Consider the following 16,728-nt stretch of genomic DNA (forward strand, 5'->3'; position numbering starts at 1 on the left):
AGTTACGGGAGCGCTCATGCAGGGTCAACAGGCAGAGCTTCGATGATCACGAAAGCCTGAGCCATGCCGTTGTCATCGGTGATGGTGACGTGGATGTGGGGTGCGTGGCCGGGCGGTACAAGCTTTTCCAGCCGGCGCGCCGCGCCTCCGGTCAGTTTCATCGTCGGCTTGCCGCTGGGGAGGTTGACGACGCCCATGTCGCGCCAGAAGACGCCATGGGATAATCCGGTGCCTAGGGCCTTGGCGCAGGCTTCCTTGGCGGCGAAGCGCTTGGCATAGGACGCGGCGCGCATGCGGCGACGATCGGATTTGGCGCGCTCGATTTCGGTGAAGCAGCGATGGGTGAAGCGGTCGCCGAACCGCTCAAGGGTGCGTTCGACGTGGGCGATCTCGCAGATGTCGTTGCCGAGCCCGATAATCATGCCGTCTCGCTTTCCTTGTGGTCGATGGCTTTGGGCATCAACGCCTCTTCCATGCTCGAAATGGCCCGCGCCTGAGCGGTCGTGGCGCGCTGGACCTTGGAGAGGCCGGGCGTGCGCTTGAGCGTGGCGAGCACATCGGTCAATTGGGCCAGATCGCGGACTTCGAGTTCGAAGATCAGCTCGTGGGAATCGGCGGCAAGGGCGCGCATGGCGAGGTTGGAGATATTGGCGTCGCATGCGGCGATGGCGCCGGTGATCTGGGCCAAAGAGCCGGGGCGGTTCTGGGAGTACATCGATACGATGACCTTGAAGCGCGTCTCGGGCTTGCCGGCCAGGTCCCAGCGAACGTCGATCCAGCCCACGTCGCTGTCGTGATAATCGGCGAGGCTGTCGGATTCGACGGGGAAGACTTCCATGCGGCCGGTCTGATGGAAGATGCCGATGAGCCGGTCGCCCGGCACGACGCCTTCGCGCGAGATATCGACGGGCATGTTGAAATCGAAACCCACGAGGGCGGCGAATTTCTTGATGGCGGTGCGCTGACCACCCGGCATGCGGAACTTGAAATATTGCGCGTTCCGGAGCGAAAACCAGCCTTCGGCGTCATTGCCCACGGGAAGGGTAAGCCTGCCCTTGCGGCGACGCTTGCCTTTCAGCGCTGCGGCTTCGCTCGAGAGGTCTTCAGCCGTGATGCGGCCCTCCCCTATCGCGGCCAGCAGCGCTGCGCGGTCTGGCATGGAAAGGCGATTGGCGAGCATCGCGACTTCGGCGTCGGAGAGTTCAAGCGCCTCGCGTTCGATAACGGCCATCAACACCTGCTCGCCGAGGGACACCGCGCGTTGCAGCGCTCCGTTGCGCACGGCGCGGCGGATGGCCGAGCGGGCCTTGCCGGTGATGGCGATATTTTCCCAATTGGGCGGCGGCATATGGGCGGCATCGCGGAGAATTTCCACTTCGTCGCCCGAGTGAAGCTGTGTGATCAGCGGCATGACGGTGCCATTGACCTTGCAGCCCACGCAGGTGTCGCCGACATCGGTGTGCACCGCATAGGCGAAATCGATAGGCGTCGCGCCACGCGGCAGGGCGATGAGGCGCCCGCGCGGGGTAAAGCAGAAGACCTGATCCTGGAATAGTTCGAGCTTGGTGTGCTCGATGAACTCTTCGGGGTTATCGCCCTCGGTGAGATGCGCGATGGTCGAGCGGAGCCAGTTGTAGGCCTGGCTCTCCTCTTCGAGCTTGTGCATGTCGCCCGAGATGGCTTCCTTATAGAGCTGGTGCGCGGCGATGCCGTATTCGGCGATCGCGTGCATCTCCTGGGTGCGGATCTGCAACTCGACGCGCTGGCGGCCCGGACCGACGATTGTCGTGTGGATCGAGCGGTAATCGTTCTGCTTGGGGACCGAGATGTAGTCCTTGAAACGCCCCGGCACGACTTTCCAGTTGGTGTGGATGACGCCCAGCGTGCGGTAGCATTCGTCCATCGTATCGACGATGACGCGAAAGCCGATCATGTCCGAGAGCTGTTCGAGGGCGATGGCCTTGCGCTCGATCTTGGAATAGATCGACCACGCCGATTTCAGCCGCGCGGACACCTTCGCCTTGATGCCTTGTGTTTCGAGATGGGCGCCGAGCTCAGCCTGAATCTCGGCAATGATCTCGCGGCTGGAAATCTCCATCTGCGACAGGCGGCTGGTGATGGCACTGTAGTGTTCGGGGTAGAGCGTCTTGAAGGACAGGTCTTCGAGCTCGTTGCGCATGTCCTGCATACCCATGCGGCCGGCAAGCGGCGCGTAGATATCCATGGTTTCCTGGGCAATGCGGCCGCGCTTGTGCACGGGCATGAAATCGAGCGTGCGCATGTTGTGAAGGCGGTCGGCCAGCTTGACCAGCAGTACGCGCACGTCCTGGGCGATGGCGAGCAGCAGTTTTCGCAGGTTCTCGGCCTGAGCCTCTTCCCGGCTGACGAGATTGAGGCGTTCGATCTTGGTCAGCCCGTCAACGATCTGGCCGATCTCGGTGCCGAACATCTCATCGATCTCGGTGCGCGTCGCGTCCGTGTCCTCGATGGTGTCGTGCAGGAGTGCAACGGCGATCGTCGCGTCGTCGAGCTTGAGGTCCGTGAGAATCGCCGCGACTTCGAGAGGATGGGCGAAATAAGGATCGCCCGAGGCGCGCGTCTGGCTACCGTGCTTTTGCATGCCATAAACGTAAGCCTTGTTGAGCAAGGCTTCGTTGGCATCGGGGTTGTAGGCCAGAACGCGTTCGACGAGTTCATACTGACGCATCATGCGCCGGGGACTCCAGGACTATTCAGTGTACCAAAAGTGAGAAGGCGCCCGGCCAGGTGCCAGACGCCTTCACAAAAGAGTATAGAGAAAGGCTCGCGCCGATCAATCGTCGCGACGCTCGGGGGGCGCCAGCGACTCGATGCCGCGGAGCAGCTCTTCTTCGCTGATGGTGTCGAACACCGGACCGTCTTCGTCCGAGGATGTCTCGATACGCGGAGCGATATCGCTCTCGGGCTCGTCGACCTCGACATATTTCTGCAGCGAGTGGATCAGATCCTCCTGCAGATCGTCGGGCGAAATGGTGCCATCGCCGATTTCACGAAGGGCAACGACGGGGTTCTTGTCGTTGTCGCGATCAACGGTGATCTGGGCACCGGAGGAAATCATGCGCGCACGATGTGCAGCGGCCAGAACCAGCTCGAAGCGGTTCGGGATTTTCTCAATGCAATCTTCTACGGTGACGCGTGCCACAGCCGGTCTCCATTGCCTTGTGGGGATGAAGCGCCCTCTTACACGAGCCTGTCGGTCAATACAAGCGCCAGCGCCCAATCCTCATCGGCATTATTTTGCCCGGAGGGTGAACCTCTTTCCCTACTCCGGCGTTGAGCGAGACACGCTTTGCTTATTTGTTCGTCTGCCTTTTTTAATTGGAGCATTTGCCAATAATGTTCGATCCACGCGAAAAGGTCGTGTTGTTCATAGACGGCGCCAACCTTTATGCAACGTCTCGCGCGCTCGGTGTCGACATCGACTACAAGCGGCTCTTGAGCCAGTTTCAGGAGCAGGCCTATTTGCTGCGCGCCTATTATTACACGGCCCTCATCGAAGACCAGGAATACTCATCGATCCGGCCCCTAATCGATTGGTTGGACTACAACGGGTACACCGTCGTCACAAAGCCCGCGAAGGAATTTACCGACGCGCAGGGCCGACGCAAGATCAAGGGAAACATGGACATCGAACTGGCCATCGAGGCCATGGAGATGTCCCCCCATTACCATCATTTCGTCCTGTTTTCCGGTGATGGGGACTTCACCGCATTGGTCGCAGCGCTGCAGCGCAAGGGCAAGAAGGTGACGGTCGCATCGACCCTTACGACCCCTACCCCGATGATCTCTGACGATCTTCGGCGGCAGGCCGATTATTTTCTCGAGATTGCCAATCTGGCAAAATCGGTGGGCCGTCCTCAGGTTGACCGCCAACACACGGCAAAGGAGGATGCGACGCACTGATTCCTCAAGGTATCTCCGTGATCGCAACCAACCCGCCTCATGATTGCCCGCTTTGCCCACGTCTCGTCGAATTCCGGCAGATCAATCGCGAGCAATTTCCCGAGTGGCACAATGGCCCGGTTCGCAATTGGGGCGACCAAGGCCCCAAGCTTTTGATCGTGGGGCTGGCCCCGGGCTTGCGTGGCGCCAACCGTACCGGACGGCCTTTTACGGGTGACTATGCCGGTGACTTGCTGTTTGCGACGTTGAAAAAATTCGGTCTCGCTAAGGGCGAATACCGCGCCGATCCGGACGATGATCTGGAATTGATCGATACGATGATTGTCAATTCAGTGCGTTGCGTGCCGCCGCAAAACAAGCCCACCGGGCCCGAGATCGCGACCTGCCGTCAGTTTCTCGATGCGACGATTACGGCAAATGCTCAAGCTAAGGTATTTTTTGCGCTGGGGCGCATCGCCCATGAGTCTCTGCTCACCACTTTGGGTGAGCGGCGCGCGTCCTATCCGTTCGGGCACAGCGCTGAGCATCTATTGAGCGATGGTCGCACGCTCGTCGATAGCTATCACTGCTCGCGATACAACACGAACACCGGCAGGCTGACGGCCGAGATGTTCGAGCGGGCACTGGGTCGGGCGGCGGAGATCATCCGCTCGTGAGGTCTAGCCTCACTCGACAGGCGAGACCCGGTAGGTCGCGTAAGCCGACGCGATCATCTCAGCCTCGTCGGTCTCCGGATACTGGCTGTAGCTGGGCGCCAGGATGCGGGAAATGCGAGCAATCTTGATCCGGTGAAGAGATGTTATCTCAAATTTTGGCCCAGCGAGCGCCTGCAGCGTCGCGGCGCGTGCGGCAAATCCCGCGTGTGACGGGTCCAGGCTGTCGGCCAAGCCCTTTATCTTGAACCCCTTTTGCCGAAACACATCCACGAAGCTGAGGCAAACCTTTGGATTTGCGGCAATATTGGCGGCGGTCACGGGAGAGGCGATGCTGGCGACAATGATTTCGTCGTCACCGCAGGCGGCAAAAATCTCTTTGGGCGAAACGTTGGGAAACCCATCAGTGTCCGCCGTGGCCAGCCAGCAAAGGACCGACGCGCCGATCAACTCATGAACTGTCGCATTGAGCTTCATGGCGGTCCTTTGTTGGGCGTGCGCTACCCCTGCTTGAGCAGGCGCTGCTTGTCGCGGCCCCAGTCGCGGTCCTTCTGGACTTCGCGCTTGTCGTAGCTCTTGCGGCCCTTGGCGAGCCCGATCAGGAGCTTAGCCAGACCACGCTCGTTGAAATAGAGCTTGAGCGGCACAATGGTGTTGCCTTGGCGCTCGACACCTTTGACCAGTTTTTCGCGTTCCTTAGCGGAAATCAGCAGCTTGCGCCGGCGCTTTTCGTCGTGATTGAAGCGGTTGGCCTGGACGTATTCGGGGATGTTGGCGTTGATCAGCCACAGCTCGCCGCCTTCGGGCGAGACGTAAGCCTCGGTGATCTGAGCCTTGCCATTACGCAGGGACTTGACCTCGGTGCCGGTGAGGATGATGCCGGCCTCGAGGGTGTCGAGCACTTCATAATCGAAGCGGGCGCGGCGATTGTCGGCCACCATGCCCGTTTCGAGAAGTTCCTTTTCCTTTTTCGCAGCCATAGAGGCGTCCGATCAGTTTGTGAGGCCGGCGTGAACCAGCGCTGCGTCGATGGCTGCGCGCGTGGTGTCTGTTACCGGCACGAGCGGCAGGCGAATATCGTCGCCAAACAGCCCCAACCGCGAGGCTGCGTATTTCACGCCCTGCGGGTTGGGTTCGATGAACAGGGCCTTGTGCAGCGGAGCGAGCCGATCCTGAATGGTAAGCGCCGTCGCGAAATCACCACTCTGGCACGCAGCCTGGAAGGCCGAGCACAGTTTTGGCGCGACGTTGGAGGTGACCGAAATACATCCCCTGCCCCCATGGGCGTTAAAGCCCAGCGCCGTGATGTCTTCGCCCGAAAGCAGGATGAAATCCGGTCCGAGCGCGCTACGGGTCATCGTCGCCTTGCTCATATCGGCCGTCGCGTCCTTCACCCCGATGATATTGGGGCATTCGTCGCGCAGGCGCTTAATGGTATCGACGCCGATATCAACGACCGTGCGGCCCGGCACGCTATAGAGCACCACGGGCAGGCTCGTGGCGCGGGCGATGGCCGCAAAGTGCTGGAACATGCCCTCTTGGTTGGGCTTATTGTAATACGGCACGATGGTGAGAACGGCGTCGGCGCCGGCCTGTTCGGCAAACTCGGCGAGATGGATCGCTTCGCGGGTGGAGTTTGAACCCGCCCCGGCGATCACCGGCACGCGCTTTTGCGCGACTTCGACGGTGATCTCGATCACCCGGCGGTGTTCTTCATGGCTGACGGTGGGCGACTCGCCGGTGGTGCCCACCGGAACAAGGCCGTTGCTGCCTTCATCGATCTGCCATTTGACGAAGCGCGCCATCGCGTCCTCATCAACGGCACCATTCCGGAACGGCGTTACCAACGCCGTGATCGACCCACTCAACATGTAATTAGTCCTCGCATTGCGCTGCCGGCGCGCCCGACAGCCCTTTCTTGTCTTGATGACGCGAAGCTCCCGAAGGTGTGACTTCACGGACCGGCGCGAAACAACGGAAATGTCACGCCAAAGACTGGCGCACCATAGTGTCACTTGTGGGGCGCGGCAAGCCGATCGGCGATCGCACGCGGTATTCCACTTTCGCCGGAAACGCTCTATGAAGCAGCATGTTCAAACGTGCAACGCCAAAGCTGGAACACACGCCATTTTCGGGCCTGCCGGTAGAGACGATCCATGTCGGGCCCGTCGGCACACAGGTGGCTGTGCACATCTACGGGACGCTCAGCGATGCGGCGCTGCCGGTCGCCTGCCTTGCGGGCTATACCCGCAATATGCTGGACTTTGCAGCGCTGCCGGCGGCCATAAACCGGCAGCCCGAGATGGACATTGCGTTCATCCTGATCGATCTGCCCGGTCGCGGCCGGTCGGCACACTTTCCGACCAAGCGCCCCTATTCCAGTCTCGATGATGCCGATTGCGTTCTGGACGTGCTCGCCGCGCTCGATGTGCCGCGGGCCCTGTTGCTCGGCGAGGGGCACGGCGGACAGGTTGGGATGCTTGCGGCGCAAAAAAGCCCGGGTTCGGTTGCGGGCGCCGTGCTCATCGATTGCGGGCCGATCACCGACTCGCGCGCGCTTGTCCGTACGCGGAACAATTTCGAGCATTTGAGGGGTTTGCGGGGCGAAGCGGGTATTCGCGCGGCATTGCGCAAAATCGTGGGCGCCGACTATCCGGGCGAAGGCGAAGCGCGTCTCGATGCGCTTGCGGCTCGGAACTTCGGCATCGATTCCAAGGGGCGATTGGTGCCCTTGTTCGATCCGCGACTGGTTGCGCAACTCGACAAGTTCGATTTCGACGACGTGCTCGAGCCGCAATGGCCGCTGTTCGACTGTCTCGACCATGTGCCACTGATGCTGGTGCGAACGCAAATGAGCGACCAGTTGCGGCGGGCAACATTCGACGAAATGACCAAACGCCGCACGGACGCTGCGACCTTGGTGATTGCAGGCCAGGGCAGCCCCGCGCTTCTCGACGGTGCTGAAGAAATTTCGGCGCTGGCGGCTTTTCTGCGTAGCGCGAGCGTTGCCGAGGATCAGGATTCCTCGTTCGACTAGGCCGACGTGACCTTTATAAGCGCCCTGGCTTGCGAGACCCATTTTTCGCGCTCGATCCGACCGCGGGTTCCCAGCTTTTCATTCATCGCCGCAATCTCGCGCGCGTCCCAGGCGGCAATTTGCTCAAAGCGAGTGACGCCATTTTCATGAAGCATAGATTCAATCTTGGGGCCTATCCCCTTGATTGTCTTGAGATCATCCACCCTTCCGGTCGGCTGGCTCACCTCTGCGGGGCGTGTGCCGTTGGCGACCTCCACGGCACGGCGACGGCCAAAGAACCGCTTGGCGAGATAGCCGATGCAACATCCGATGAAGAATGCGGCGATGAGAAGCAGTGCGCTTTCGACGATGTGAGGCGTGGGGTTCATGAGTGCGCCCTACGCCTGTTCGTCCGGCGTGCCGTACCAGCCGGTCGCGATGCCGATCAGAAGGGCGATGGCCAGAAACGGCCAATAGATTTGCACCAGATACATAATTGCGCTCACCGCTCAACTCCCCCTTGCGCAGCGATGTCTTCGAAATTGAAGACGATCCTGCGATTTTGCGCCTTGCCCGCTGGCGTATCGTTCGACGCGATCGGCAGGCTGGCACCATAGCCGACTGCATAAAGCCGACCCGGACGAACGCCCAGATCGACAAGGGCATCAACCACCGATTCAGCGCGCGACAGTGACAGCAGCAAATTGGCCCGGTCGCCGCCGTCCGCGTCGGTATGTCCTTCTACATAAATGGGTGCGTCCGGGCAAATGGCGAAAACGTCAGCCAGGTCGGACAAAAGAGTTTGGCTATCCTCGGTAATCGCAGACCGTCCCGAGGCAAAGAGAACACTGCGGCTGTCAAGCAGGTCGGCGACTTGTGCCTCGCACATTGCGACCGCGGCAGCGTCGGTTGGCTCGGGCTCTGGCATGGACCGGGCTATCTCGACCTCGGCAGAGACATCCTCTTCAGGAGCGGGTTCGGCAACCGCATCGGGTTGGGGTGCGACCTCGACGACGATATCGGAGGGTTCGGACTCTGGTGCCTCAGGTGCATCCTGCACGATCTCTTCGGATACGGTGCTCGAAGCGTCCACGTCACTGGGCTCGGGGGCCGGCTCCTCGGGCGCTGGCGCCTCCGCCAGAAGCACATCGACACGACTGGTCAGTTCGGCATTTTCAGCTTCCGGCAGCGGGCTCGGGTCGATTGACGCTGGGATTGCTGCGGTTTCGGCCGGCTCTTCGAGCGCCAAAACCCAAGCCGGGCCGGGGCCGGTTGGGTTCGCGAGCAAGCTCGTCAAATCGGAGACGTCTTCTCCCGGCAGCATGGTACCTGTCAGGCTCCATGCGCCATCGCGATATCCGACCTCGCCCTGTTCGAGATAGCCAACGGCTTCGATGGCGAGCAAGGCATCGCGCAAAAATCCGAGCGGCGCGTCTGGCCGCACGCCCAGTTCGGCCGAAATGCCCGCACGCCGGCTCAAAAGATTGGCGACGGAGTCATAGGGCACGTCGCCCGACATCGCCACGACACCGCCGTCGACCGCGATCGCCCAATGGTAGTCGTCGGATGTGGCAGCTTCGCCCTCAGGAGCAGCTCGGCCCGCGTTATCGAGAACCTGATATTGCGCGTGGGCCGGAAGCCCAAGCGCCAGGGCCGCCGCGAGTCCCACGGTTACAACCGATTTCAATCCCATGGAAACCCTAAACCTCGACGCAATCAGATATTCGGCGCTGCTGCGCCGAATCGTTCCCGCGAGTGTATCCGCCCCTGCCCGACTGATCGACACGCTGAAGACAAAAAGAAAGGGTCCGGCAAAGCCGAGCCCTTCCCAAAATCGCCACTGGCGAAGACGTTATTAGAACGACTTCGAAGCGGAGAACGTAACAGCGTAAACGTCGTCGGTGTCAGCATATGCGGACAGACCGGTTTCGAAGTTTCCGCCAGGTGCGTAGGTTACGCCACCAGCACCGTAAACCAGGTCGCCAGCAGAGTAATCGACGTAGCCGACTTCTGCGTTAACCGAGATGTTCTCAACGACTTCAGCGTTGACACCAGCGTAAACAGCGAAGGTTTCGCCGACGAGAGCGCCGTTGTCGTAGTACGTTGCGTTCATGATGCCAGCGTCTTCGGCATAAGCAGCACCGAGGTAGACGTCGATGGTATCGGTCGCACCGAAGGAACCTTCACCAGCAACAGCGAATTCGTCGGCTTCGGTGAATGCAGCGTCGACGTCGAGCGAGAACATGTCGAACGTAGCGCCGGCACCGATCGTTGCGATCCAGTCACCTGTGTCGTCAGCGACAACGCCACCGCGAACGGAGAATGCATCGAATTCAGCCATAACGCGAGCGTAGTAGTTCACCTGATCGGCGGAGTCGAAGATGTCGCCGAGAAGAACGCCAACTTCACCCGAGATGCCGCCGTTGTCGTATGCGACAGCGAGACCGGCAGTGCCGTTTTCGTTGTTGGGGGCAAAGCCATCGTCAACCTGAAGGTTTTCAAGTCCAACGAGAACCGAGAAACCATCAGCGATGAGCGATTCGATCTGGATGCCGTGGCCGCCGGTAGCAACGGAGTTGGCGAGATCACCCTTGTCGAGCTCGTCGAAGTTCAGAGCGCCATACGAACGATCGAGAATGACGGTGTCAAAGATCGAACCAATACGACCGGCAGTGATGACAGTGGTGTCACCGAACGAAACGTATGCGCGCTCGATTTCCGGGTTGATGTCGCCATTGGCGTTTTCCGTGCCGTCGTTGAGACGGATAACGGCGGTTGCTGCACCGGCGTCGGTCTGCGTGGTGGCTTCGAAAAGAAGCTGCCATTCAACGAGCGAGTCAGTGAAGAAATCGGTAGGCGAACCAAAGCCAGCGCCGTAGTTGCCGGTTTCGAAAGTGTACTCAACCGAGCCCGAGATCGACAGGCAGGTGTCGTCGGATTCGATGGTCAGACCGGAGATGCCGTAGGCATCGCAAACGCCGAGCGAAACGAATTCCGCGATCGGATCAGCAGCCTGCGCACCTGTCGAGAGGGCGAGTACTGCGGCAGAACCCAGAAGAAGGCTCTTAAGTTTCATAATTGACCTCCAAAGTCAGTCATTCAGTTTGTTTGTTGCCGGGCTATCCGGCAGTTTGTCGAAACGCGACCACATTTTTGTTTTGGTGTCGTGTGTTGCCGTCGCGCTGCGACCGACAAACGATCCCATGCATGGATTCGCAAGACCCACTCTAGCGATGACTCCCCGCCACGCAACAGCCGTTATGCCGTAGAACAGCCGCCAACATGGGTTGCAGGGTGAATGTTGCAAAATGTCCACACATCTGGAAACCACTTGTTAAGACTTGCGGCGACGGCGTTTACGAAGCCTTCAGAATTGGTGCTCACACACAGTTTTTAGCGAAGTCCTATCCCAAAAGAGCCGCATTGCTGTATGCATCAATGTTGAGAATTCGGGCCAAGGACAGGCGTGTTGGTATTTGATCGGTCAGCCCTTACAGGCGCAGTTTGTATTTCGATTGCAGTCTTGCTGTCTGCGACGTCTATCGCCAACGCGCAGGAGGAAGCAGCCGCCCCCGCGCAACCTCAAATCGATGTCGAGCAGGTCCTGGTCGATCTTGATGCCCTCATACACGCGACACGCGCCACGACGCGATGTGCGCTGTACGACGAGCAGATCGACTATCTTACTCCCCTCGAACAGGTTGGCGCGTCGGTTCGTCTCAATGAACTGACCAGCATCCTTGAAGGCCGGCTCGACGATCTGGCCGATCGTGTTGCCATGATGGGCAATGAGGCGACGGCTCTCCCCTGCGGGGACGACGCACTTGTGCCTTACATGACGTTCGGCCAGCAGATCGGGCGCGATGTCATCGACATTGCCATGCGTGCCTGGCGTGAGATCGAAATCGCCAATTGCTCGTATTTTGCCGACGATGATTTCATGGCTGCTGTCGACCGGGCGCAGGAGGCTGCAGATACCGCCATTATCGAAGGCGCTGAAAATCGCCAGGATTACATCGAGCAGCAGGCAGATGTGTGGGTGGGTATTTTTTCGAGCTCCTGCGCGAACCTCTATTTCGATCCTGTGACCACTCTACCGGGCCAGATCGCCCTGGCGCTTCCCACGCCTTAGCATCACGCAATTGACTTCAGCAACGCATCGAAATGCGCTAAAATCGGTGCGAGGATGGGGCTGTAGCTCAGTTGGGAGAGCGCGTCGTTCGCAATGACGAGGTCGTCGGTTCGATCCCGATCAGCTCCACCATCCCTATCTTACATGTCCCCGATCACATCGCGGATGATGCGGGCGTCGGTTCGGGTACCGCGTCGCGTTGCAGGCGCGTGGTGATGTAGCGTTCGAGTTCTGCCAAATCGATATGGTCGGCGTGGAGACCATATTTCGTGCGCCGCCAGAGGAGGTCGTCCGCAGTGCGGACCCATTCTGCATCGATGAGGTAATCGACCTCGGCGGCAAAAAGGCCCGCGCCGAAATGAAAGCCCATTTCGGGGCGTGACTTCGCCGCGCCGAGAATCGTCCAGCTCCGCGTGCCGTAACGGCGCAGGAGGCGATCGGCGTCGCGCGGCTCGAGGAAGGGATAGTCGGCGCGTAGGCGTTCGATCTGGGCATCAACGCCCTGTGGGGCGAAATCACCGCCCGGCAAGGTGCTCGATGCCGTCCATGCGACCTCACGCGGGCCAAGTGCGTTCTGCAGCTTTTCCAGCGCCGACTCCGCAAGCCGCCGATAGGTGGTGATCTTGCCGCCTATGATGGTCAATAGTTTTGCCTCGCCTGCCCCGCCGGTCAGTTTGAGGACATAGTCGCGAGTCGCCTCCTGGGCGCTGCTGGCGCCGTCGTCGTAAAGGGGCCGGACGCCCGAATAGCTCCACACGATATCTTCCCGCGCGATGGAATCGGCGAAATAGTCGTTGGCGGCTGCGATCAGATAGTCGATTTCCGTATCGGAAATCGCAGCGCTGCCCGGTTCATCGTCAAAGTCGGCGTCGGTTGTGCCGATCAGGGTGAATTCGCCTTCATAGGGAATGGCAAAGAAGATGCGGCCATCCGCGTTCTGGAAGAAGAAGCACCGCTCATCGTCGTGGAGCCGGGGCACGACGATGTGGCTGCCCTTGACCAGTCTGACGCCATGGCGATCCTGCCGGTCGCCGGTTTCGCCCAGAGCGCGCTGCACCCACGGCCCGGCCGCATTGACCAGCGCTCGTGCTGCCACGGTCGCCGTATCGCCCGTCTCGGTGTCCTCGATATCAATGGCCCAACGGTCGCCCTCGCGACGGGCGGCGATGACTTTTGTGCGGGTTCTGATCGTCGCACCACGGTCGGCGGCGTCCTGGGCATTGAGCACCACGAGGCGGGCGTCATCGACCCAACAATCGGAATATTCGAACGCTGGCCCATAGCCCGGGCGAAGGGCGCGGCCCAAGGGGTCTTCGCGTAGATCCAGGGTTTTAGTGGGCGGGAGCAGTTTGCGACCACCGAGATGGTCATACATGAAAAGGCCCAGTCTCAGCAGCCATTTGGGGCGAAGGCCCTTGTGGTGAGGCAGGACAAACCGCAACGGCCAGATGATGTGGGGGGCCATGCGCCAGAGCACTTCGCGCTCGAACAAAGCTTCGCGGACGAGCCGGAATTCATAGTGCTCGAGATAGCGCAGGCCGCCGTGAATGAGTTTGGTCGAGGCCGAAGAGGTGCCCGATGCGAAGTCGTTCTGTTCGGCCAGAAACACCGAGTAACCGCGGCCTGCCGCGTCGCGGGCGATGCCGCAGCCGTTGATGCCGCCGCCGACGACGAAGATATCGAAAATCTGGCCCGTTGCGGGCGATGCACTGGCTGTCATGGCGGTATCCGTAACGCGATCAGGCGCCATTACGAAGCGAAAGTTGCGGTTTTGTGGCTATGGCGGATTGCCGCCGCGTCAGAGCGCCGCAAGCACGCGACGGGCGGCGGCCAGATGGGGCTTATCAAGCATTTTGCCGTTCATCTGGATCGCGCCCGATCCGGGCGCGGCGTCGAAGGCGGCGATGACGGCGCGGGCATGGGCGATTTCATCCTCGGTGGGCTGGAAGGCGGAATTGATGATGTCGATCTGTTTGGGGTGAATGGCCATCATGCCGGAAAACCCGTCGCGGCGGGCTTTTGCGGCGTAGGCTTTCAATCCGTCGAGATCGGAAAAGTCGGGATAGACGGTCTCTATAGCCGGAACGCCGGCTGCGTGGGCGGCGAAAAGGGCGAGGTTTCGCACCATCTCATAGGGCGAGGTGTAGCTGCCATCGGCATGGCGGGCGCTGGTTGCGCCGATGGCGGCAGGCAGATCCTCGGCGCCCCAGGTGAGGCCGCAGAGCCGACTGGCGACGGCACCGTATGTCCCGAGGCCGAAGATCGATTTGGGGGTTTCGGTGGCGATGGGCAGGATTTTGGTATCGGCCATGCCCAGCATTGCGCCGAGTTCGGCCACCGAGGTGCTCGATTCCGATTTCGGTAATACCAGTGCATCGGGCTTGAGCGGCAGGATGGCGCGGAGGTCTTCCTTGATGTCGGGGGTGCCCAGTGCATTGATACGGACGAAAAGGTGCACCGCGCGATTGGCTTGGCCGAGACATCGGGCGACATCCTTTCGTGCCCAGGGTTTGCGGTCGGGGACGACCGAATCCTCAAGATCGAGGATGAGCGCGTCAGCACCGCTTTTGAGCGCCTTTTCCATGCGATCGGGCTGATCTCCGGGGACGAACAACAGCGAGCGGAGTTTCATGAGGTTTTCCGCTGGATGAGCGCGGTGCGGGCGCAGGAGCAGACGATTTCGTCGCGCTGGTTGATAGCGCGATGGGTGAAGGTGACGATGCCGGCCTCCGGGCGGCTGCCGGAGGGGCGCACGGCGGTCACTTCGGTTTCGACGCGGATCGTATCGCCGATGAACACCGGTTTGGGCATGCGCAACTGGTCGTAGCCGAGGTTTGCGATGAGCGTGCCCAGCGTGGTTTCAGCGACCGAAATGCCGACCATGAGCGCAAAGGTGAAGGTACCATTGACGACGACCTGGCCGAACTCGGTGCCCTTTGCGTACACCGCATCGAGGTGGAGCGGCTGGGGGTTGTGGGTGAGGGTCGACATCAAAAGATTGTCGGTTTCGGTCACCGTTCGGCGGATGGGATGGACGATGGTGTCGCCAAGCGACCAGTCCTCGAAATAGCGTCCGGTCATTGATTGTCCTCCACTATTTTCACCAGCACCGCGCCTTCGGTGACCTGATCGCCCTGCCCCGCCGCAATCTCCTCCACGATACCATCGAAGGGTGCAGAGAGCGTGTATTCCATCTTCATGGCTTCGAGGACGACAAGGGTTTCGCCCTTTTTGACTGACTGGCCGGTGGTGATCACTAAGTGACTGATCCGTCCGGGAATTGGAGCGGTTATCGCGCCATCCCCGGCGGTGCCGGCATGGCTGGCCTCGGTGCGATCGGGGGTGAAGGCGAAAACTTCACCGCCTTCAGCGATAAGGGTTTGATGGCTGGATTGGTGGATAATTTTTGGGCCAGGTGTTTGTGGCGCCGCCCTCATCCGACCCGACTTCACCGAGGCAAATGAGGCGGATGCGGCGGAGACAAAGTGTCCGTTGAGGCGCATTCGGATGTGGCGATCGGGGGCGGCGTTCATGCGGAAGCCGGGGAGACCGAACCATGGGCCCTGCCCTTGCGGGAGCATGGATTGGGATGCAAGTTCAAGGGCTTGGAGCGATGGGTCGAGAGGGTGATTCAGGGCTTCGCTATGGCTCGGGATGAAGCCGGTGTCGATGTCGCCGGCGATAAAGCCGGGTGTGGCAAGGGCGCGGGCGAGGAAGCTGGCATTGGTCTTGACCGGGTAGATGGCGACCGTTTCGCAGGCCGTTTTCAGCGTCTCGATGGCCTCGGTTCGGGTGGCGGCGTGGGCGATGAGCTTAGCGATCATCGGGTCGTAGAACGAGGTGATGGTATTGCCCTGTTCGACGCCGGTTTCGATGCGGACATGATCGGGCAACTCGAAGATGTCGAGGCGTCCGGTGGAGGGCATGAAGGCGCGTGCTGGGTCTTCGGCGTATAGCCGCGCTTCGATGGCGTGGCCGGAAAAGACTATATCTTTCTGTAACTTGGGGAGGGTTTCTCCCGAAGCGATTCTCAATTGCCATTCGACGAGGTCGATGCCGGTGATGGCTTCGGTGACGGGGTGTTCGACCTGAAGGCGGGTATTCATTTCCATGAACCAGGTGCGGTCGGGGCGCAGGCCCTCCGACGCGTCGGCGATGAATTCGATGGTGCCCGCTCCGACGTAAGATATTGATTTTGCTGCCTTTACTGCGGCATTGCAGATGGCGGCGCGGGTGGTCTCGTCCATGCCCGGCGCGGGAGCTTCCTCGATAACCTTCTGGTGGCGGCGCTGCAGTGAGCAATCACGCTCGAAGAGGTGGACGACATTGCCGTGCTTGTCGCCGAAGACTTGCACCTCGATGTGGCGCGGGCGGGCGATGAGTTTTTCGATAAGAACCCGGTCGTCACCGAAGGCGCTTTTGGCTTCGCGCTGGCAGCTTTGCAGTGCAGCGGCGAAATCGTCGCGGTGTTCCACCTTTCTCATGCCCTTGCCACCGCCGCCGGCGATGGCCTTGATGAGCACAGGATACCCTATGGCGTCGGCTGCGGGGATAAGTCGGTCGAGCGACTGTTCGGCACCCATGTATCCGGGCGTCACCGGGACGCCTGCGGCCTGCATGCGGGATTTCGCGGCGTCTTTCAGGCCCATTGCCTCGATCGACTTAGGATCAGGGCCGATCCAGATCAGGCCGGCATCGATAACGTCTTGCGCAAATTGTGCATTTTCCGAGAGGAAGCCGAAGCCGGGGTGGATGGCATCTGCCCCGGCTTGCCGGGCTGCGGCGATGATGGTTTCGCCCACGAGATAGCTTTCGCTCGCTGGGGATGCGCCGATATGGACCGCTGCATCCGCCACGCGAACATGAAGAGAATTCGCGTCGGCGTCGGAAAAAACGGCAACAGTTTCAATGCCCACCCGGCGGGCGGTGCGGATGATGCGGCAGGCGATTTCGCCGCGATTGGCGATAAGAAGGCGCTGGATCAT

Annotated in this window: 17 protein-coding genes and 1 tRNA gene; 5 read left to right on the top strand and 13 right to left on the bottom strand. The window is 60.5% G+C overall.

The window, feature by feature from the left end; all coding sequences use genetic code 11:
* Positions 1-14: 14 nt before the first annotated feature.
* From acpS to rpoZ, 3 genes are all read right to left on the bottom strand, one after another.
* Positions 15-422 (bottom strand): holo-ACP synthase, encoded by a 408-nt coding sequence (gene acpS / locus BLR31_RS11945; protein ID WP_090596611.1) that lies wholly within the window; start codon positions 420-422, stop codon positions 15-17.
* Positions 419-2,710 (bottom strand): RelA/SpoT family protein, encoded by a 2,292-nt coding sequence (locus BLR31_RS11950; protein ID WP_090596614.1) that lies wholly within the window; start codon positions 2,708-2,710, stop codon positions 419-421. Before BLR31_RS11950 ends, acpS begins: the two co-directional genes overlap by 4 nt.
* 102 nt (positions 2,711-2,812) lie before the next feature.
* Positions 2,813-3,181 (bottom strand): DNA-directed RNA polymerase subunit omega, encoded by a 369-nt coding sequence (gene rpoZ, locus BLR31_RS11955; protein WP_090596617.1) that lies wholly within the window; start codon positions 3,179-3,181, stop codon positions 2,813-2,815.
* A gap of 194 nt (positions 3,182-3,375) precedes the next feature.
* Here rpoZ and BLR31_RS11960 point away from each other — a divergent pair, with 194 nt between their 5' ends.
* Together BLR31_RS11960 and BLR31_RS11965 are read left to right on the top strand one after the other, a co-directional pair.
* Positions 3,376-3,942, top strand: coding sequence for a LabA-like NYN domain-containing protein (locus tag BLR31_RS11960; RefSeq protein ID WP_176762637.1), 567 nt, complete (start codon positions 3,376-3,378; stop codon positions 3,940-3,942).
* A gap of 11 nt (positions 3,943-3,953) precedes the next feature.
* Entirely contained in the window at positions 3,954-4,598 is a 645-nt protein-coding gene (locus BLR31_RS11965; protein WP_090596618.1) for a uracil-DNA glycosylase, read from the top strand.
* 9 nt (positions 4,599-4,607) lie between these two features.
* On the opposite strand, the gene BLR31_RS11970 is transcribed toward BLR31_RS11965, so the two are convergent.
* From BLR31_RS11970 to dapA, 3 genes are read right to left on the bottom strand one after another with little or no spacing between them, the layout of a single operon-like run.
* Positions 4,608-5,072, bottom strand: a complete 465-nt coding sequence (locus BLR31_RS11970; protein WP_090596621.1) for a pyridoxamine 5'-phosphate oxidase family protein — start codon at positions 5,070-5,072, stop codon at positions 4,608-4,610.
* 23 nt (positions 5,073-5,095) lie between these two features.
* Complete coding sequence (gene smpB / locus BLR31_RS11975; RefSeq protein ID WP_090596624.1) at positions 5,096-5,575, bottom strand: SsrA-binding protein SmpB; 480 nt, start codon at positions 5,573-5,575, stop codon at positions 5,096-5,098.
* Between the two features lie 12 nt (positions 5,576-5,587).
* Positions 5,588-6,466: a 4-hydroxy-tetrahydrodipicolinate synthase gene (gene dapA, locus BLR31_RS11980; RefSeq protein ID WP_090596626.1), complete on the bottom strand. Its 879-nt coding sequence runs from the start codon at positions 6,464-6,466 to the stop codon at positions 5,588-5,590.
* A 218-nt stretch (positions 6,467-6,684) separates the two neighbouring features.
* Between dapA and BLR31_RS11985 the strand changes: the two genes are divergently transcribed.
* The gene (locus BLR31_RS11985; protein WP_090596629.1) at positions 6,685-7,632 is read left to right on the top strand and encodes an alpha/beta fold hydrolase; all 948 of its coding nucleotides are present in this window, start codon (positions 6,685-6,687) and stop codon (positions 7,630-7,632) included.
* Here the strand turns inward: BLR31_RS11985 and BLR31_RS11990 are convergent.
* The 3 genes from BLR31_RS11990 to BLR31_RS12000 form a co-directional block, all read right to left on the bottom strand.
* Positions 7,629-8,000, bottom strand: a complete 372-nt coding sequence (locus tag BLR31_RS11990) for a helix-hairpin-helix domain-containing protein (RefSeq protein WP_090596634.1) — start codon at positions 7,998-8,000, stop codon at positions 7,629-7,631. The genes BLR31_RS11985 and BLR31_RS11990 overlap by 4 nt on opposite strands.
* Positions 8,001-8,113: 113 nt before the next feature.
* Positions 8,114-9,304: an OmpA family protein gene (locus tag BLR31_RS11995; protein WP_090596636.1), complete on the bottom strand. Its 1,191-nt coding sequence runs from the start codon at positions 9,302-9,304 to the stop codon at positions 8,114-8,116.
* A 162-nt stretch (positions 9,305-9,466) separates the two neighbouring features.
* Complete coding sequence (locus BLR31_RS12000) at positions 9,467-10,687, bottom strand: porin (protein ID WP_090596639.1); 1,221 nt, start codon at positions 10,685-10,687, stop codon at positions 9,467-9,469.
* Between the two features lie 447 nt (positions 10,688-11,134).
* Between BLR31_RS12000 and BLR31_RS12005 the strand changes: the two genes are divergently transcribed.
* Both BLR31_RS12005 and BLR31_RS12010 read left to right on the top strand, forming a co-directional pair.
* Entirely contained in the window at positions 11,135-11,743 is a 609-nt protein-coding gene (locus tag BLR31_RS12005) for a hypothetical protein (RefSeq protein ID WP_090596642.1), read from the top strand.
* 56 nt (positions 11,744-11,799) lie between these two features.
* A tRNA-Ala gene (locus BLR31_RS12010) sits at positions 11,800-11,875 on the top strand.
* 22 nt (positions 11,876-11,897) lie between these two features.
* On the opposite strand, the gene glpD is transcribed toward BLR31_RS12010, so the two are convergent.
* The 4 genes from glpD to BLR31_RS12030 all read right to left on the bottom strand — a co-directional run bounded on the left by glpD (position 11,898) and on the right by BLR31_RS12030 (position 16,728).
* Positions 11,898-13,463 carry a glycerol-3-phosphate dehydrogenase gene (gene glpD, locus BLR31_RS12015; protein WP_090596792.1) on the bottom strand — a complete coding sequence of 522 codons (1,566 nt, stop codon included), beginning with the start codon at positions 13,461-13,463 and terminating at the stop codon, positions 11,898-11,900.
* 78 nt (positions 13,464-13,541) lie between these two features.
* Positions 13,542-14,375: an HpcH/HpaI aldolase/citrate lyase family protein gene (locus BLR31_RS12020; RefSeq protein WP_090596645.1), complete on the bottom strand. Its 834-nt coding sequence runs from the start codon at positions 14,373-14,375 to the stop codon at positions 13,542-13,544.
* Positions 14,372-14,824, bottom strand: a complete 453-nt coding sequence (locus tag BLR31_RS12025) for a MaoC family dehydratase (protein WP_090596647.1) — start codon at positions 14,822-14,824, stop codon at positions 14,372-14,374. The genes BLR31_RS12020 and BLR31_RS12025 overlap by 4 nt, the downstream gene beginning before the upstream one ends.
* Positions 14,821-16,728 carry an acetyl/propionyl/methylcrotonyl-CoA carboxylase subunit alpha gene (locus BLR31_RS12030; RefSeq protein ID WP_090596650.1) on the bottom strand — a complete coding sequence of 636 codons (1,908 nt, stop codon included), beginning with the start codon at positions 16,726-16,728 and terminating at the stop codon, positions 14,821-14,823. The genes BLR31_RS12025 and BLR31_RS12030 overlap by 4 nt, the downstream gene beginning before the upstream one ends.

This window comes from Pelagibacterium luteolum (assembly GCF_900100665.1).
GTDB lineage: Bacteria > Pseudomonadota > Alphaproteobacteria > Rhizobiales > Devosiaceae > Pelagibacterium > Pelagibacterium luteolum.

Excerpts from the sequence above, each read along its gene's own strand:
- BLR31_RS12030 (WP_090596650.1), bottom strand. The coding sequence starts at position 16,728 with ATGATCCAGCGCCTTCTTATCGCCAATCGCGGCGAAATCGCCTGCCGC.
- BLR31_RS11960 (WP_176762637.1), top strand. The coding sequence starts at position 3,376 with ATGTTCGATCCACGCGAAAAGGTCGTGTTGTTCATAGACGGCGCCAAC.
- acpS (WP_090596611.1), bottom strand. The coding sequence starts at position 422 with ATGATTATCGGGCTCGGCAACGACATCTGCGAGATCGCCCACGTCGAA.
- dapA (WP_090596626.1), bottom strand. The coding sequence starts at position 6,466 with ATGTTGAGTGGGTCGATCACGGCGTTGGTAACGCCGTTCCGGAATGGT.
- BLR31_RS11990 (WP_090596634.1), bottom strand. The coding sequence starts at position 8,000 with ATGAACCCCACGCCTCACATCGTCGAAAGCGCACTGCTTCTCATCGCC.
- glpD (WP_090596792.1), bottom strand. The coding sequence starts at position 13,463 with ATGACAGCCAGTGCATCGCCCGCAACGGGCCAGATTTTCGATATCTTC.
- BLR31_RS11950 (WP_090596614.1), bottom strand. The coding sequence starts at position 2,710 with ATGATGCGTCAGTATGAACTCGTCGAACGCGTTCTGGCCTACAACCCC.
- BLR31_RS12020 (WP_090596645.1), bottom strand. The coding sequence starts at position 14,375 with ATGAAACTCCGCTCGCTGTTGTTCGTCCCCGGAGATCAGCCCGATCGC.
- BLR31_RS12000 (WP_090596639.1), bottom strand. The coding sequence starts at position 10,687 with ATGAAACTTAAGAGCCTTCTTCTGGGTTCTGCCGCAGTACTCGCCCTC.
- BLR31_RS12025 (WP_090596647.1), bottom strand. The coding sequence starts at position 14,824 with ATGACCGGACGCTATTTCGAGGACTGGTCGCTTGGCGACACCATCGTC.
- smpB (WP_090596624.1), bottom strand. The coding sequence starts at position 5,575 with ATGGCTGCGAAAAAGGAAAAGGAACTTCTCGAAACGGGCATGGTGGCC.
- BLR31_RS11995 (WP_090596636.1), bottom strand. The coding sequence starts at position 9,304 with ATGGGATTGAAATCGGTTGTAACCGTGGGACTCGCGGCGGCCCTGGCG.
- BLR31_RS11985 (WP_090596629.1), top strand. The coding sequence starts at position 6,685 with ATGTTCAAACGTGCAACGCCAAAGCTGGAACACACGCCATTTTCGGGC.
- BLR31_RS11970 (WP_090596621.1), bottom strand. The coding sequence starts at position 5,072 with ATGAAGCTCAATGCGACAGTTCATGAGTTGATCGGCGCGTCGGTCCTT.